This is a genomic window from Francisella sp. SYW-9 (genome assembly GCF_008711465.1).
Taxonomy (GTDB): domain Bacteria; phylum Pseudomonadota; class Gammaproteobacteria; order Francisellales; family Francisellaceae; genus Francisella.
This window is the reverse complement of record NZ_VXKQ01000055.1, coordinates 1-16698: the sequence shown is the minus strand read 5'-3', so window position 1 is coordinate 16698 and position 16698 is coordinate 1. Positions and strand designations below refer to the sequence as shown.

The window sequence follows — 16698 nt, the reverse complement described above, 5'->3', positions numbered from 1 at the left end:
GGCAGCTAAAGCTAATTAGACACTGGGTTAGAGAGAGTTTAAAGTAAGCTTATCTAGGACAACCCCTTTTTTTATTCTTAATAACTTTCCTAAATTGACTATTAAGCGATTCTATCGCATTAGTAGTATAAATTACTTTATGGATATGTGGAGGATATTGCAAGAATACAGTCAAATTATCCCAGTTATTTAACCATGACTTTGAAATTAAAGGATATTTGGCATCATACTTATTTGCAAAGCTTTCAAGCTCAGATTCGGCTACATCAATAGTATTGCATCATATATTTTCTTTAGCTGTCTTGCTACTTCCTTTTTATCTTTGTAAGGTACATACCTTAAAGAGTTTCTGATTTGGTGAACAATACAAAGCTGATGCTTTGTTTCAGAGTATACAGCCAGTATAGCATCAGACATACCTTTTAAATTATCAGTACATGCTATGAATATATCCTGTAAGCCTCTATTCTTTAATTCAGTAAAAACTCCTAGCCAATACTTAGAAACTTCATTTTGACTTATCCAAAGACCTAATACATCTTTGTGACCAGTTAGCAATATACCTGATGCAAAACATATACCGCTTTGTTAATGATACGCTTATCTTCTCTGACTTTAATGACTATGCAGCCAAAAAAATACTATAGGATAAACAGGTTCTAATGGTCTATTCTTCCATGCTTTAACATCCTCTATAATGGCTTGTGTAACATCACTTATAAAGCTTGTGCTTATTTTTGTATCATACAGCTCAAATAGTTGCTGCTGGATATCAGTAGTACTCATACCTTTAGCATACAAAGTGATCTAAGCCATTTATCTTTGTTACTCTTTTAGGAACTATTTGTGGCTCAAAATCACTCTCTCTATCTCTAGGTACTGATATATCTACATTGCCAGTATCAGTAGATAAGCTTTTATTGCTATAGCCATTTCTAGCATTTGAAGAATTGCTTCTTTGATGCTTTGAATAGCCAAGATGACTATTCATCTCTGTATCTAATGCTTTTTCTAGTAACCGTTTTGTTAACTGTTTAAGTAAATCATTTTTCTCAAACATTTGATTAACATCAATTCCAGAGTCTATTATCTGGTCTGCTAGTATTGAGTAAATATCTTCTGATTTTCTATCTTTAGACATCGCTTTTATCCTTAATCTTTTGCTAGATAATTAAGAATTTACACAGTTAATTGGAAAGAGCCAGATATGTTTTAGAATTTAATCTAAAGTAAGAATGTTATCAGAATCTGATTCACCAGCCTTTTTAGGATTAGCTGTCTCATCATCTTCACCTTCATTTACATTAATTCCATAACCAAATTCACGAGCATATATTCCTTGTTCTGTTTCTTTAGAAAATACTTCTAAAATAGCTTCCATAGGAATATTTACAGACATTGGTTCACCATCAAAAGTAGCTTCAAATGTTATATGGTTATCATCTATATTTAGATTTTGAACTGCTTGTGGAGATAAGTCTAAAAGTATTTTTTTATCTTCATCTATATAGTTTGTTGGGACTACTATATCTTCGTACTCAGTATCAATAAGTACGTATGGAGTAAAACCATGATCAACTAACCAATTATATGTTGCCTTAACTATATAGGCTCTAAGCATAGCCATATTAAGCTCCTTCTCCTTTGATAGTTTTGATGAAACTAGGTTCACTAAGTAAATCTTTAATTTCCTTGATAATATTTTTATCTTTTGTTGGAATAGATATTTTTAACTTAATGAAGTAGTAAAAAACAAAAGTTATTATTAGAGTTAAAACATTGATGTTTTGAGCATCTGGATTGCTCTCTGCATTTACTTCTCTCTCATTAACAATTGTTCTATACGTGCTAATCAAATCTTTCTGCATCACTTTTTTAATCTCTTCTGCCTCTTCTTCACTTAAGTAAGGGTCTTGCAGAACTGTGATGTTTTGTAAGAATGTTTTGTTAACATGTTCTAATAGAATTCTCGCATTTGCTCGCTGTTTTGGAAAAACAGGAAACATAGGAGGGAAGGGGTATAAGTCTTCAATAGCTTCTATAACTACATTAAGTCTATATACAGCAAAGTCTTCTGTAGTTAATGTAGGAATATTGCCATTTGGTGTAATGATATTTAATTCTTCTAAATGTTTTGAATTATCTTGATCTGAAACATCTACAATTTTGGCATTAGCACCTTTGATTGATAGTATCATGCGTACGATGTCGCTATAGATATCATCCTTTTTTGTGTATAAAACCAAGGTTTTATCCTCCTAGTGATAAAATAAAAAGAATAATAAAAGAGTGTAATATAAAAAAATATTAACGCTTAGAGAATTGTCTTCTTCTACGAGCTTTTCTAAGACCAGGCTTTTTACGCTCAACTTTACGAGGATCACGTGTAACGAAACCTGCTTCACGAAGAGCTGGTTTAAGATCTTCATCGTACTCGATAAGAGCTCTAGTAACACCAAGACGGATAGCACCAGCTTGACCTGTAGTTCCACCACCTTTTACAGTTACTTTAAAATCAAAGTTATCTGTATTACTAGTAAGTTCTAAAGGTTGCTTAACAACCATGCAATCTGTTTCGCGACATAGGTATTGCTCTAATGGAAGACCATTAACGATGAATTGACCAGTACCTTTTTTCATAAATACACGAGCTACAGAACTTTTACGACGACCTGTACCATAATTATATTCTGACATTTTTACCATCCTTTATTAAATATTGTGAGCTTGAGGTTGTTGAGCTGTATGTGGGTGACTTTCACCTGCATAAACTTTTAACTTTTTGAACATTGCACGACCTAGTGGAGTTCTAGGAAGCATACCTTTTACAGCTTTTTCAATAGCTCTTTCTGGATGAGTTGCTATTAGCTTCTCAAAAGATACTGATTTGATACCGCCAATATAGCCTGTGTGGTGGTGGTAGATTTTACCTTTTCTTTTGTTACCAGTTACAGCTACTTTCTCAGCATTAACGATAACAACATAATCACCAGTATCCATATGAGGAGTATATTCTGGCTTGTTTTTACCTCTTAGGATCATTGCTACTTCTGTAGCTAGACGACCTAAAGTTTTATCTGTAGCATCAATCAAAAGCCATTCTCTTTTGATATTTGATGGTTTTGCAGTAAACGTTTTCATCTTTTTTCCTTTATTTATTGTTGTCAATTACTCAGTTTTTGCAAAAAATTCTTAACTTTGCGAACAATTCAGCTCGCGCTACTTTAAAAATTTAAGCAGTGTATATAATACATTTTCTATGGAGGATAAGCAAATTATTTATCAAATATTTTTATTTACCTTCTTCCATCTTACTAATTGTGGAGTGACTAAAAGTTTCTATATTTGTTTTTTGATATTGTTTGCTATTTGGCAGTAGCATTGTGAAGTTATTTATTTTTTCTATTTGAACATTAACTTGTGCTGATTTGAAGCTATAAACATGATAAACATGTGAAAGATCTTTAGTAATGAAATGGAAGTGAAAGCCTGGGACTGCGATGCTAGATAAGTATTTAGGGCTGTATACACCAATTAGAGTTCCTTCAACATTTTTTAAATCATGAAATTTTTGGTTTTTAGATACCCATTGACTTAAAGTGTATCCTTTTTGAGCTGGAGGGATTGTTCTAGCATGAATTTTTGAAAACTTACCTTTAATTTTAATTATATAAAAGTAATTATCACCATGAAGTTTGTCTTTGATCGTAGATAATACTTTTGAAATAGTTAGATCGTTATAGTTTGAGTTTATTTGTGGTTTTGAGAAGCTAAACACATCTGCAAATGGAACGGTTATGTTTCCTTTCAGAGGAACTGCTTTACCTCTAATATCACTAAGATAAGCTTTACCTTTAAATATTACCATTTCACCTTTAGCACCTTCTATAGTCCCAAGACCATACTGACCTTTACGTTCTAAATCTTTTAAAGATATATCACTAGAATATACTCCTCTTGTTAGAGAAGTTATATTTCCGGCTTGATAAATAGTGCCCGAAGCAAAAAGATAATTTGAGGTAATTAATAAAGCGAGTAATAATATTATTTTTCTCATAGATATTGGCCTTTTAAATGTTTTATGGGTTACTAAGGTTTCATAATAAATATTTTTATAGGACTTTTAATTATTTTTATAGTAAAAACTATTATTAATTACATTTGTAGTTTCTTTATTTAATTTTATAATAAAATTTTTGATAGCTAAATACTTCGTGAGGTTTCAATAATATTGGTTAGTTAAGCTTAAGAAGTCTATTTTCTAAATTGTATATTAAAATTACTAGCTTCAATATAGCGAGTTATTTTTTGTATGAAATCAAAATTATTCAATAGAGTGTAATTTACACTATATAACTATCCCCAAATACTTTTTATAAGATAGTTATAACTTCGAGAAGCTGTATCTCGAGCATATTGATATCCTCCATAAGCTTTATTTTGAACATATTGATAATTTTCAGAAATACTTTTTTGAATTATGTTTAATGTATCTTTGTCCATGGCCTCTAATTCTTTATTATCATTTTCAATAGTTTTAATTTTTTCTTTGATTGATGCTTCAAGTCTAGCAAGTTGCTCCATCCCATCTGTTTTATATCCACATAGAATTAGATAATCAAGAGAACTTTTTATAAAGAAATAACGACGTTGATTAATTATAAGAGATTGTTGTTGTAGAGATAATGATTCTTTTAACCCTTTGTATCTTGAGTAATCTGCTCTTTTACTAATAGCGGTTGTTGCTACGTATCCTGCTGCAATAGCTACTCCTGCTCCTCCTAAAACTAGTGGAGCTATGCCAATACCAAATGCAGCACCTAACATCATATCTAAACCATAGTATGAAGCTAGAATAGTCGCGGCTCCTCCAATATCAGAACCGGTAATATTTTTTCCGGCATTAAAAGCTGTTCTTCCTGCTTTATATCCATATTCCATAATTTTAAAAGGGACATCTGCTTGCAAATAACGGATTAGCATTATTTTATTTAAATACCAACTACTATTTTGGAAATTTATACTTCCACATTTAAGTAGTTCTGAATCTGTTAGCAGCCCTTCTTTTTTAGCTTTATTTATATCGGCTTTAAGTTTAAGTATTCTAGCATCTATTAATGTTTGACTAGTTGTTACTCTTAAGCTATTGATTTTAGACATTGCCTTTTCGTAAAACTGTCCAGATTGTCGGCTTTTTTGATAAGCTTCTTTTTTAGCTTGTTGATAGTCTTGTTGCATATCTTTAATTTGCTCTTGTTCACTAATCCGTTTTGATAAAAGTAAATTTGTGTATTCTTTAAAAAAGTGTTCATCACTCATTTCTATAAGAGAGTCATAGTTTTGTGCTTGGTATTTAGCAATATTTGTTTTACATGAGTCAGCTAGTAAATTAAATGTGTCTAAAATACGAGCCATAAAATCGAAATATTCTTCCGAACTCATTATGCACTTAAGATCAAGTGATGAAACTATATCCAAAACTCCTTGTTTTATATAACTTAAGAGAGCTCCTAAATGTCCACAAGTAATTTCTGTTGATTTCTTAGTTGTTGAACAGTGAGCTAATAATTTATAATTAGCCATTTCTGCTATTAAAAACTTTCCATGAAGATCTATATGTAAAGTTAGTTTCTTTAGTTGGGTAAGAGTATCGTCATCATATTTAGAAGTATCACCTCCTTCAAATACTAGAAATTGTTCTTTAGTTTCAAAAGTAGCTCTAGTAGTGTAATTTTTAATAAGACATTCTTTAAACTTATCTATATCTAGAAAGTTTAAGTAAATATTTTGTGGCTTGTTCTCCAGCCAGTAGCTAGCAAGAGGAGAATTTCTTTTTAAATATTCTTTTAAATTTTTAAAATTATGTTGATTACTTTCAGGTTTATTGCTTTGCATTTTGAATTTTGCCATAGTTTCTATAGGCCAAATATTTTTTAACATAACAGATTTTATGTTATTACGGACTCTGTTTGAGAGGTTACCTATAGGTCCAATATCAGCTAATGATAGTTTTCTATATTCCTTATCAAAAGTAAGAGTAGGCATAATTTACTCCTTTATATTTTTTTGCATACGAAAATCAAATTACCATAGTGATAATAGTTAAAAGATGTAACAGAGATATTACAATTTTGTAAAATTTTGTTGTTAAAATTTAAAAAGAGTTTAGCTGGTTATGAAGATAATCTATTAACTTCTTTATTTGACCTTCTGATACAGTTTTCAATAGCTAGACGATCAAAAAAGTTTCCAGTGATATATAGATTAGGTACTTGTGATAGCTCTTTTTCTAAATCTTCTAGGAAAATATTATGATTACGATGATAGCGGGGTAGTAAGTTAGTTTTTTGATATGAGTGCAGAATATCAGATTGGTCTATTTTTAGAAGTTTAGTGATTCTATTAATTGCTTCCTCTGTAGGAGCTTTAGTATGACAATGAAAAACTATAGCTCTATAATTAGGGTGATCGATAACATCTCTAGAAACAGCTGAGAAGAAGAATTGTTCTTTACCAATTAAGCCGGCTAAGCTCTTAATGTGATTAAGCTTGTTTTTATCAATAACGATTCCAATACTTGTAAGCTCAGAGGTTGTTGGTGAATATTTATGTTTAGCTATATTGGGTAGTATCTCTATTAGTAGCTCTTTTGTTACATTCCATGGCGTTGCTAAGCAAACTCTTTGGGCAGTATAACTAGCTTTATCTGTGGTGACTAACCATTGATTATCTTCATAAGAGATCTTTAATACGCTTCCTTTAACAGAGTTTATTTGAGAGTTCGCTATTATGCTTGAGAGTCCATTTTTTAATGTGAAACTTCGAGGTATATTCGTGTCTCTATCATACTTTTTAAAAAGATATTCCATAGGAAAGTCTTGACTATCTTGTGAAAGTACAGCATTAAAGCAATATTTTAATGTATTATCATAATTGTCTTTGCCAAAAAGTTTTGAAGTATATTCTCTTACTGTTTTATCATTTTTAGATACTTTTCTATTTTTTATATAGCTATATGCAAGACTAAAAAAGTTTAAGTTTTTAAAGATACTTTCGATTTGATTATTTGGTTTAACTAATAAAAAAGGGTGTTTGTTACGAGTGATAATATTATCTATAAGATTGTTTGATTTTATAAAATCTATAGTATCTGAGTAAGAGTTGTATATAGTGTGGGCTCCCATCTCAAACCAAAAATCCTCGTAGTTTTGAGTGTCAATACAACCACCATTTCTATCTTTCTCAATTATAAGGTTTTCAACCCCTATGCTATTTAGCTTCTGTGAAAAACTAATTCCAGATATTCCACCACCTATAATTACTGTATTAACATTACGCATTTGGTAATAATATCCATAATTTGCCTCTATTGTTCATATGGCCTGCATTAAACTCTGCTTGCTTGCCATGACCCCAAAAAACATCTCCTCGGATAATACCACGAATAGCTCCACCAGTATCTTGAGCAATCATTAGTCTATCAAGAGGAACTGTATTTTTATGATCTTCTTTATAATAGTCTGTTTCTAACCACAAAGGAACACCATAAGGGTAATATATGTGGTCAACAGCTAAAGAGTAGCCAGGCGTTAGTTCCACATCTTGAGCACCTACAGCATTCTTGTATTCGATATATCTAAAAAAGACAAATGATGGATCATAGTTTAGCACTTCATCGATTTTATCTTTATGGTTGTCAAGCCATTGCTTTATTGATTGCATAGACATTTCTTTTGCAGTCATATAATTATGCTCAAGTAGGTATCGGCCTATAGGTCTATAAGGGTGTCCATTTTGACTATCATACCCTAGAAGTATATCGCCACTACTAGTTTGAATTCTACCGGAACCTTGGATTTGTAAGAATGTACGATCGACTTTTGACTTTACCCAGACTAGGACATCTTTATTAGTAAATAGATTTCCATCAGATATTTGCTCTCTTGAATAGTACGGTACTAGTTTGCCATCTTTATTGTATATACCATAAGAGAAGCTATCATCACCATTTGCTTTTTTAACTAGATTACTAGGGGTTTTATAAATTGGAACATCATACTGTAGTGTTTTTACTAGACTTCCTTTCATTGTAGGTTCGTAATATCCTGTGAATAAACCTGTATTTTTATTTTTGTTTTTTATAATTATTTGAAATGGAGTGAAGTTCTTTTCAAAAAATAACCTTGCTTGCTTAGCTTTTTTAAAGTTTGTTTTCTTTACCTTGTTACAGATTTTAAACCAACCTTTGTATTCAGGTTTTTTTTCTTCAAGTATTTTGTTACACGATAACTTTAGCGCATTGAAGGATTTTAGTTGATTAGAACTATTCCAATTCTTTAGATCTTTAAAGGAAGATCTCTTATATGTAACTTTATTTGAATATTTATCTGTAAGGTAATTAGCAATATTTATTTTCTTTTGTTTTGTAATGGTAGGATTTTTAGGTGTAATTGATTTTTTTTGCTTTTTTTCTACAGGATTTGTAGTTGTTTTTACTGACTTTTGTTTAGTGTTTTCTTTAGTAGTAATATTTGCACAGCTTGATATCACTAAAGTAAGTAAAATAATATTTATCTTTTTAAAGGTTTTCATTGTTTGTTTAATACTCATATTAAAAAAAACGCTAATAATTTCTTGAAAATATCGAAATAATCACAATCTATAAAACATCTAACAAATTGTAGTATTAACAGAACTAAAAGTAAAAGGTTGTTTTATGAGTAAAGATGAAAAAAGTAATGTAGAAGATAAAAACCTAAATAATGAAGCAGAAGCTCAAGAGGAAGTTTCTAATAATGCTATTGAGGAGTTATCTGTTGAAGAACAACTAGAAAGATCAAAAGATGCTATAAAAGAACTTGAAGAAACTTGTGATGCTATGAAAGATGAGGCTTTAAGAGCAAAAGCTGAAATGGAAAATATTCGTAGAAGAGCGGAAAAAGAAGTTTCTAATGCACGTAAGTTTGGCGTAGAGAAGTTCGTTAAAGAGCTTTTGCCTGTAACAGATAGTATTGACCAAGCTTTAAAGCATGAAGTGAAACTTGAAGAAGCTGTAGCTATGAAAGAAGGTATTGAGCTTACATCTAAAATGCTTTTTGATATTTTAAAAAATAATGGTTTAGAAGAGCTTGATCCAAAAGGAGAAAAGTTTGATCCAAATATTCATGAAGCTATGGCGATGATACCTAACCCAGAAATAGAAGATAATACTGTTTTTGAAGTTTTCCAAAAAGGTTATTTATTAAACGGTCGTGTAGTTAGAGCTGCAAAAGTTATTGTTGTAAAAAATTAAAAAAAATTCTTGAAAAAAAATAAACCACATCCATCTATTAGTCAGATGGTTTTTAAAATTACTTGAATTAAAAGAATAGAAATATAAAAACAGGAGAAACAAATGGGAAAAATAATAGGAATAGATTTAGGAACTACTAACTCTTGTCTTGCTATCATGGATGGTAAGAATGCTAAAGTTATCGAAAATGCTGAAGGTCATAGAACTACTCCTTCAGTTGTTGCGTATACTGATGGTGGTGAGATTTTAGTTGGTCAATCAGCTAAAAGACAAGCTGTAACAAATCCTGATAATACGTTTTTTGCTATCAAGAGACTTATTGGTCGTAAATATGATGATAAAGCAGTACAAGATGATATCAAGAAGAAAGTTCCTTATGCGGTAGTTAAAGCAGATAACGGTGATGCTTGGGTTTCTACTAAAGAAGGTAAGAAAATGGCTCCACCTCAAGTATCTGCTGAGATCTTAAGAAAAATGAAAAAAACAGCAGAAGAATTTTTAGGTGAAACAGTTACAGAAGCTGTAATTACAGTACCTGCTTACTTCAATGATAGCCAAAGACAAGCTACAAAAGATGCTGGTAAAATTGCGGGTCTTGATGTTAAAAGAATTATCAACGAGCCTACAGCTGCAGCACTAGCTTATGGTGTTGACTCTAAAAAGGGCGAGCAAACTGTAGCAGTTTATGACTTAGGTGGTGGTACATTCGATATCTCAATCATTGAAATTGCTGATGTTGATGGTGATAACCAAATCGAAGTATTATCAACAAATGGTGATACTTTCTTAGGTGGTGAAGATTTCGATTTAGCTTTAATGGACTACTTAATAGATGAGTTCAAAAAAGAGCAAGGTATAGATCTTCATAATGATAAGCTAGCTCTACAAAGAGTTAGAGAAGCAGCAGAAAAAGCTAAAGTAGAATTATCATCTGCTAGCCAAACAGATGTAAACCTACCATATATTACAGCTGATGCTACAGGACCTAAACACTTAAATATCAAAATAACTAGAGCTAAGTTTGAGTCTTTAGTTGGTGATTTAGTAGCGAGATCTTTAGAACCTTGTAAAAAAGCTCTAGAAGATGCTGGTTTAAGCAAATCTGATATTACAGAAGTACTATTAGTAGGTGGACAAACTCGTATGCCTCTAGTACAAGAGAAAGTAAAAGAGTTCTTTGGTAAAGAGCCACGTAAAGATGTAAACCCTGATGAAGCAGTAGCAGTTGGTGCAGCTATCCAAGGTGGTGTACTTTCTGGTGATGTTAAAGATGTACTTTTACTTGATGTAACTCCTTTATCTGTAGGTATTGAGACTATGGGTGGTGTGATGACTAAGCTTATCGAGAGAAATACAACTATCCCAACTAAAAAGTCACAAGTATTCTCTACAGCCGAAGATAACCAACCTGCGGTAACTATCCATGTACTTCAAGGTGAGCGTGAAATGGCATCTGCAAATAAATCTTTAGGTAGATTTGACTTGGCAGATATTCCACCAGCACCACGTGGTATGCCACAAATTGAGGTAACATTTGATGTAGATGCAAATGGTATAATGAATGTATCTGCAAAAGACAAAGCTACAGGTAAAGAGCAAAATATTGTGATTAAATCTTGTGGTGGTATATCTGAAGATGAGATCGAAAAAATGGTACAAGATGCAGAAGCTAACGCTGAAGCAGATAAAAAGTTCCATGATCTTGTAGGAGCTAGAAACACTGCGGATAATCTAATTCATAGCTCAAGAAAAGCGATTGGTGAGTTAGGTGATAAAGTAACTGCTGAAGAAAAAGAGAAGATCGAAGAAGCTTGTAAAGATTTAGAGTCAGTAGTAAAAGGTGATGATAAAGATGCAATCGAAGCTAAAACTAAAACTTTAGAAGAAGCTTTTGCTCCAGTAGCTCAAAAAGCATACGCAGATCAAGCTCAAGCAGCAGGCGCTCAAGGTGGAGCTCAAGCTGAAGAACCTAAGAAAGATGATGATGTCGTTGATGCTGATTTTGAAGATGTTGAAGACGATAAAAAATAATTAATTCTAAAGTAATCACTGGAGTGTGGTTTATCCACACTTATCTTTTTGTTATAATTATACGTTCCAAAATTTTAGGTTAATTAAAATGCAACAGAAATGTTACTATGAAATTCTAAATGTGTCAAAGACAGCTTCAGGCGTTGAAATCAAGAGAGCTTATCGAAAGCTTGCGATGAAATATCACCCAGATCGTAATCCTGATAATAAAGAAGCTGAGCTTAAATTCAAAGAAGTATCTGAAGCTTATGAAATATTAAGTGATGATCAAAAAAGGTCAAGGTATGATCAATTTGGTCATGCAGGTGTTAATCAACAAGGTGGTGCTGGATCAGGTGCTGGCGGATTTGGTGGCTTTGAAGATATCTTTGATACTTTCTTTGGTGGCGGAGCTTCTCGTGGAGGTGCTGGTAGGTCTAGAGCATCTAGAGGTAGTGATTTGGAGTATACTCTAGAGATATCATTAGAAGAGGCTTTCTTTGGTATTGAAAAAGAGATAACTATACCAAGAATGGCAGCTTGTGATACTTGTGAAGGTACTGGTTCAAAATCTAAAAGTAAGACGACTTGTCATGCTTGTCACGGGCAAGGTACAATTAGAAGACAACAAGGCTTTTTTGCTTTTGAACAAACTTGTCCGGCTTGTAACGGTTCTGGATCTAATATCTCAGATCCATGTGATGCATGCTATGGAAATGGTAAGGTTAAGAAGCAAAAAACTCTAAAAGTTAAAATACCAGAAGGTGTTGATAGTGGAGATAGAATTAGACTTCATGGTGAGGGAGATTCTGGATCTAATGGAAGCATGAATGGAGATCTTTATGTTCAGATTCTAATTAAAGATCATAAAATCTTTGAAAGAAGAGAAATGAATCTTTACTGTGAAATGCCGATAAGCTTTACAAAAGCATGCCTTGGCGGCGAGATCAAAGTTCCTACCTTAGATGGTGAAGTAACTCTAAAGGTGATACCTGAAACTCAGACCGGTAAAGTTTTCCGTTTAAGAGAAAAAGGTATGAAGTCTCTAAGAGGTCATAGAAGAGGTGATTTACTTTGTAAGGTTGTTGTAGAAACTCCTGTAAATTTAAATGCCGAGCAAAAAGAACTTTTAGTAAAGTTTGCTGATAGTTTGGGTGAAGACTATCAAAGTAAACATTCACCAAAAAGTAAGTCTTGGTTTGATAATATGAAAGACTATGCCAAGAGCTTTTTTGAATAATTACTTCTAATCTTTTTTATCTTTATAATTATTTCTGAGACAATAGCATTCTTCACTATCTTTTATAAAACCTAAACGTTTTATTAGTGCTATAGATGCTATATTGTTTTGATCTATGAATGCCTTTATTTCTATAACTTTATAAGTTTTAAATAATTCAGTTATAATGCAACTTACAGTTTCTGTTGCAATTCCTTTTCTCCAGTAAGCTGGAAAAATAACATATCCTAAAATAGCAGTAGTTTTTTCTAAAATAGGGATAGTTGCTTGAATGTAGCCAATATATTCACTCGATTTTTTACATTTGATCACCCAGTTTAACCAAATATACTTATTATCAGGAGATATTTGTTTTTCTCGCTGTTTATATTTGATTTCTAATTTATCTAAAGAAGATGGTGGTGTGTCATCTATATAGTTATATATTTCTTTGTTCTGTAGTAAATTAAACATCTTATCTGCATGCTCTTGTTTGAGAGGCTCAAGTTTAAATCTACTGGTTAGCAAAGGTGTTTTATTTGTCATTTAGAAAATAACGAGTTTCTTTTAGATTTATCTTATTAAAGTTAGAAAAATATATATATTATATTCAGCAATTTTCTTAGATATTAAATATAGATAATTTAATAAAAAAATATTAAGAAAATTACCTAATTATATATCTTACAGTAAGGTTTTAGATTTTTTAAAGCGATTATAAAAAAGCAAAAAAATAGCTATATAAAGCTACTTATCTAGCAAATATTATTGATAGACTGAATTCTAATAGATTTATTTTAATCAAGTTTAGAGAGGTAAGATAATTATGAAACAAACAAAGGGGTATGTTTATATTATAATGATTTTAGGTGCTTTAGGAGGTATCTTGTATGGTTATGATATAGGTGTAATGAATGCAGCAGTTATTTTTATAAATAAAGAGATAATAATGTCTCATGCTCAAGAATCTTTACTTCTGGGTTCTGTACTTGGAGGAGGAGCATTAGCTACTTTATTTGCAGGTAAGGTATCTGACTTTATTGGTAGGAAAGTCTCTATTTTAATATCGTGTGTAATTTTTATATTAAGTACGTTTATCATTATGAATGCACATGGTTATGATAGTTTATTAATTGGAAGATTAGTACAAGGAATAGCAGTAGGTATTGTTACTATAGTTATTCCTTTGTATATTGTGGAAGTTATACCAGAAAACCTTAGAGGTAAGGGAATTGCATTATTTCAGCTTATGTTAACACTTGGTATAGTAGGTGCTGGCTATGTGGGATATAAATTTACTAAATGGTTTCCTAGCAATGGCCATTGGAGAGATATGTTTGGAACGTCTATGGTTCCTGCAATTATTCTTTTAATTGGTGGAGTAATATTTTTACCAACATCATCTAGATGGTTGTTTATGAAAGGAAAAGCTGAAAAGGCAAAAGCTAATCTACGTAAGATATATAATGAAAATGTAGTTGAGCATGAGTATGAGAAAATAAAGAAAAGTATCGGTGCCGGAGCTACATTCCAAGATTTCTTAGCTAGCTTTAAAGATAAAAGAGTTGTTGTACTTTTTGTATCGGTAGCTTTAATAGCTATGCTACAACAGCTAACAGGGATAAATACATTCTTACAATATAGTGCAAGTTTACTAGTTCAATCTGGTTTGACAGCTTCAACAACAGCAGTATTTAGTTCTACTGCAATAATGTTAATTAACTTTGTAGTCACTATTGTAGCTTTATGTTTGATTGATTATGCTGGAAGAAGGCCTCTAGTCTTATTTGGAACTTTTGTAGTGTTTTTAGCATTAGCATTAATGGCAATATGCTACTACTCTCTAGGCGCTAGCTCATTAAAAGGCTACTGCATGTTAGTTCTTTTATGTGTATTTATTATAGGTTATGCAGTGGGTCCAGGTGTGTGTATTTGGGCTTTATTGTCAGAGCCACTTCCAAATAAAATGAGAAGTGTAGGGATGTCCATTGCTTTATTCTTAAATTCTGGAATGTCATTTTTATATGGTTCGTTATTTTTACCGTTATCAGCGCATATTGGTTTTGCAGGCTTATTTGTTATAAGTGCTATTTCTGCATTGATATATCATATTCTTGTTAGAAAGAACATTCCAGAAACTGGTAACTTATCCTTAGAAGATATTGAAGATAACCTATATAAAGCATAAGGAGAATTTGATGTTTATAACAGATGAGGATGTGATTAAATTTAAAAAAGATGGTGTAGTTATAAAAAAGATCTTTTCTGAAGAACAAGTAGAAGAGCTTAAAAAAGCTGTTCATAATTCTTTTATTCCAGAATATGTCAAAAAAGAAAAGAAAATGGCAAATATTCAATTTTTACAACCAAGAAATCGTGTAGATGCTCTACAAGAAGTTGCTGCAAATAAAGATATTCTTGAGGCTTGTTCAAAATTATTAGAAGGTGGAGATCCTGTTATAGGGGGAGCTTCACTTTTTTATGGAGAAAAGGGTATAGAGTATGTTCAAGGTTGGCATAGGGATTTACTACATGTGCCAGAAGATGAGATAGATGATTTTTGGTTTACAAGAGCATATCATCATAATAACGTACAAATAAATATAGCTTTAAACCATGATGAGAATCTTTGGTTTATTAAAGGTTCCCATAATCGTGAATTTACCGAAGAAGAGAAAAAAATCTTTGGCGATTCAAAAGTTATGGCTGATGTTAAATATAAAGACTTACCAAATGCTGAAAAAGTGGTGTTAAAACCTGGTGAAGCAGCTTTTTATAATAACAATGCTCTGCACAAAGGTTATGCAGGAACTTTAAAATCTGATAGGATGGTAGTTCATTTAGGCTATCATTCGAATAAGTATGATCCAACATTTAATTTCTGTGTGATAAATCATCATGAGTTTACACCAGAATATCTAAATAGTTTATCAGCTAGAGTTGAAAAATTATTACAAGACCATATTATTGAAAAAGAGCAGCATCCTGAAGTAGAAAGATTTTATCAACTACATCAGCAATTTATAAATAGCGCATTTGAAACAAAGGAGAAATAATATAATGAAGGAAGTGCGGTGGGGAATTATCGGTTGTGGTAAAGTTACTGAAGTTAAAAGTGGACCAGCTTTTTATAAAGTTAAAGGCTCTAAGTTAGTAGCTGTAATGAGAAGAGATGTTGAATTGGCTAAGAATTATGCTAAAAGACATAATGTACCTAAATATTATGATAATGCCGATGATTTAATTAATGATATTGATGTTAATGCTGTCTATATCGCGACACCGCCTTCTTCTCACAAAGAGTATACGATAAAAGCAGCAAAAGCTGGTAAAGCAGTATATGTTGAAAAGCCAATGGCAATGAACTATCAAGAATGCTTAGAAATGATCGCTACTTGTAAAGAAAATAATGTGCCACTATATGTAGCATATTATAAGAGATCGTTACCTAGATACCAAAAAATAAAATCATTAATACATGATGAGAAAATTATTGGTAATCCGCGCTTTGTAAACTCTGTGCTTTATGATCCTTTTGAAAAAAGATATCAAGACCCAGAAAATTTACCATGGCATGTTATCAAAGAGATTTCTGGAGGTGGTTTATTTATGGATGTTGGTTGTCATACTTTAGATATTTTAGATTATCTTTTAGGTAAGATAGTTGATGTAGGGTCTCAAGTGACAAATCAAATTAATAAGTATCCAGTTGAAGATAGTGTTGCTATTAGTTTTTCTTTTGAAAATGGTATCATAGGAACAGGTATTTGGAATTTTAGTAGCTATACTAATTATGACAATATAGAAATTGTTGGAGATAAAGGTAAGATAAGTTTTTCTATGTTCGGAGACGGACCTATAAAAATTGAAACAGAATCTCAAACACAAAGTATTTCCTTAAAGCATCCAGAAAATGTTTCTATCGATATGGTTGGTGATGTTGTTAATTCAATTTTAGATGATAAAAACCATACACCATCTTCAGCAGAAATCTCTGCAAGAACAAATAGAATAATTGATAAGGTTTATTGTTGTTAGTCATTTAGTTATTTCTTTCTTAAAATTATCACCAAATGAAGGTTTTAGCTTTTTTTCTTAATAAAATAATAATTAAGGGGTTGTCCTAGATAAGCTTACTTTAAACTCTCTCTAACCCTGTGTCTAATTAGCTTTAGCT

At 31.7% G+C, this 16698-nt stretch carries 16 protein-coding genes and 1 pseudogene; 6 read left to right on the top strand and 11 right to left on the bottom strand.

Features of this window, described 5'->3' with window-relative positions:
- Positions 1–49: 49 nt before the first annotated feature.
- The 10 genes and pseudogenes from F3D62_RS13305 to F3D62_RS12410 all read right to left on the bottom strand — a co-directional run bounded on the left by F3D62_RS13305 (position 50) and on the right by F3D62_RS12410 (position 8610).
- Positions 50–271 (bottom strand): transposase, encoded by a 222-nt coding sequence (locus tag F3D62_RS13305; protein ID WP_411961326.1) that lies wholly within the window; start codon positions 269–271, stop codon positions 50–52.
- Positions 262–1060: pseudogene (locus F3D62_RS13095) on the bottom strand (IS256 family transposase). The gene F3D62_RS13305 and the pseudogene F3D62_RS13095 overlap by 10 nt, the downstream one beginning before the upstream one ends.
- Positions 1061–1219: 159 nt before the next feature.
- Positions 1220–1627, bottom strand: a complete 408-nt coding sequence (locus F3D62_RS12445) for a ClpXP protease specificity-enhancing factor (RefSeq protein WP_150468564.1) — start codon at positions 1625–1627, stop codon at positions 1220–1222.
- 1 nt (position 1628) lies between these two features.
- Entirely contained in the window at positions 1629–2246 is a 618-nt protein-coding gene (locus F3D62_RS12440) for a glutathione S-transferase N-terminal domain-containing protein (protein ID WP_150468563.1), read from the bottom strand.
- A 61-nt stretch (positions 2247–2307) separates the two neighbouring features.
- Positions 2308–2697 carry a 30S ribosomal protein S9 gene (gene rpsI, locus F3D62_RS12435; protein ID WP_150468562.1) on the bottom strand — a complete coding sequence of 130 codons (390 nt, stop codon included), beginning with the start codon at positions 2695–2697 and terminating at the stop codon, positions 2308–2310.
- A 15-nt stretch (positions 2698–2712) separates the two neighbouring features.
- Positions 2713–3141: a 50S ribosomal protein L13 gene (gene rplM / locus F3D62_RS12430; RefSeq protein ID WP_150468561.1), complete on the bottom strand. Its 429-nt coding sequence runs from the start codon at positions 3139–3141 to the stop codon at positions 2713–2715.
- Between the two features lie 151 nt (positions 3142–3292).
- Positions 3293–4057 carry an acetolactate decarboxylase gene (budA, locus tag F3D62_RS12425; protein WP_150468560.1) on the bottom strand — a complete coding sequence of 255 codons (765 nt, stop codon included), beginning with the start codon at positions 4055–4057 and terminating at the stop codon, positions 3293–3295.
- A 299-nt stretch (positions 4058–4356) separates the two neighbouring features.
- Positions 4357–6045 carry a hypothetical protein gene (locus tag F3D62_RS12420; RefSeq protein ID WP_150468559.1) on the bottom strand — a complete coding sequence of 563 codons (1689 nt, stop codon included), beginning with the start codon at positions 6043–6045 and terminating at the stop codon, positions 4357–4359.
- Between the two features lie 128 nt (positions 6046–6173).
- A complete protein-coding gene (locus tag F3D62_RS12415; RefSeq protein WP_150468558.1) occupies positions 6174–7340 on the bottom strand; it encodes an NAD(P)-binding protein in 1167 nt (388 codons plus the stop codon).
- A complete protein-coding gene (locus F3D62_RS12410) occupies positions 7333–8610 on the bottom strand; it encodes a murein transglycosylase A (protein ID WP_318010101.1) in 1278 nt (425 codons plus the stop codon). Before F3D62_RS12410 ends, F3D62_RS12415 begins: the two co-directional genes overlap by 8 nt.
- Before the next feature lie 106 nt (positions 8611–8716).
- On the opposite strand from F3D62_RS12410, the gene grpE reads away from it, so the two are divergent.
- From grpE to dnaJ, 3 genes are all read left to right on the top strand, one after another.
- Positions 8717–9292, top strand: coding sequence for a nucleotide exchange factor GrpE (gene grpE, locus F3D62_RS12405; RefSeq protein ID WP_150468557.1), 576 nt, complete (start codon positions 8717–8719; stop codon positions 9290–9292).
- Positions 9293–9394: 102 nt separating this feature from the next.
- A complete protein-coding gene (gene dnaK, locus F3D62_RS12400) occupies positions 9395–11323 on the top strand; it encodes a molecular chaperone DnaK (protein ID WP_150468556.1) in 1929 nt (642 codons plus the stop codon).
- 88 nt (positions 11324–11411) lie between these two features.
- Positions 11412–12542, top strand: a complete 1131-nt coding sequence (gene dnaJ, locus F3D62_RS12395; protein WP_150468555.1) for a molecular chaperone DnaJ — start codon at positions 11412–11414, stop codon at positions 12540–12542.
- 6 nt (positions 12543–12548) lie between these two features.
- Here dnaJ and F3D62_RS12390 read toward each other — a convergent pair whose 3' ends face one another.
- Positions 12549–13067 (bottom strand): GNAT family N-acetyltransferase, encoded by a 519-nt coding sequence (locus F3D62_RS12390; RefSeq protein ID WP_150468554.1) that lies wholly within the window; start codon positions 13065–13067, stop codon positions 12549–12551.
- Positions 13068–13347: 280 nt separating this feature from the next.
- Here F3D62_RS12390 and F3D62_RS12385 point away from each other — a divergent pair, with 280 nt between their 5' ends.
- From F3D62_RS12385 to F3D62_RS12375, 3 genes are read left to right on the top strand one after another with little or no spacing between them, the layout of a single operon-like run.
- Positions 13348–14709, top strand: coding sequence for a sugar porter family MFS transporter (locus F3D62_RS12385; protein WP_150468553.1), 1362 nt, complete (start codon positions 13348–13350; stop codon positions 14707–14709).
- 10 nt (positions 14710–14719) lie between these two features.
- Positions 14720–15577 (top strand): phytanoyl-CoA dioxygenase family protein, encoded by an 858-nt coding sequence (locus F3D62_RS12380; RefSeq protein ID WP_150468552.1) that lies wholly within the window; start codon positions 14720–14722, stop codon positions 15575–15577.
- 4 nt (positions 15578–15581) lie between these two features.
- Positions 15582–16559, top strand: a complete 978-nt coding sequence (locus F3D62_RS12375; protein ID WP_150468551.1) for a Gfo/Idh/MocA family protein — start codon at positions 15582–15584, stop codon at positions 16557–16559.
- The last annotated feature ends 139 nt before the right edge of the window (positions 16560–16698 follow it).

Coding starts and splice junctions, on each gene's coding strand:
- F3D62_RS12445 (WP_150468564.1), bottom strand. CDS start 1,627: ATGGCTATGCTTAGAGCCTATATAGTTAAGGCAACATATAATTGGTTA.
- rpsI (WP_150468562.1), bottom strand. CDS start 2,697: ATGTCAGAATATAATTATGGTACAGGTCGTCGTAAAAGTTCTGTAGCT.
- rplM (WP_150468561.1), bottom strand. CDS start 3,141: ATGAAAACGTTTACTGCAAAACCATCAAATATCAAAAGAGAATGGCTT.
- budA (WP_150468560.1), bottom strand. CDS start 4,057: ATGAGAAAAATAATATTATTACTCGCTTTATTAATTACCTCAAATTAT.
- F3D62_RS12420 (WP_150468559.1), bottom strand. CDS start 6,045: ATGCCTACTCTTACTTTTGATAAGGAATATAGAAAACTATCATTAGCT.
- F3D62_RS12415 (WP_150468558.1), bottom strand. CDS start 7,340: ATGCGTAATGTTAATACAGTAATTATAGGTGGTGGAATATCTGGAATT.
- F3D62_RS12410 (WP_318010101.1), bottom strand. CDS start 8,610: ATGAGTATTAAACAAACAATGAAAACCTTTAAAAAGATAAATATTATT.
- grpE (WP_150468557.1), top strand. CDS start 8,717: ATGAGTAAAGATGAAAAAAGTAATGTAGAAGATAAAAACCTAAATAAT.
- dnaK (WP_150468556.1), top strand. CDS start 9,395: ATGGGAAAAATAATAGGAATAGATTTAGGAACTACTAACTCTTGTCTT.
- dnaJ (WP_150468555.1), top strand. CDS start 11,412: ATGCAACAGAAATGTTACTATGAAATTCTAAATGTGTCAAAGACAGCT.
- F3D62_RS12390 (WP_150468554.1), bottom strand. CDS start 13,067: ATGACAAATAAAACACCTTTGCTAACCAGTAGATTTAAACTTGAGCCT.
- F3D62_RS12385 (WP_150468553.1), top strand. CDS start 13,348: ATGAAACAAACAAAGGGGTATGTTTATATTATAATGATTTTAGGTGCT.
- F3D62_RS12380 (WP_150468552.1), top strand. CDS start 14,720: ATGTTTATAACAGATGAGGATGTGATTAAATTTAAAAAAGATGGTGTA.
- F3D62_RS12375 (WP_150468551.1), top strand. CDS start 15,582: ATGAAGGAAGTGCGGTGGGGAATTATCGGTTGTGGTAAAGTTACTGAA.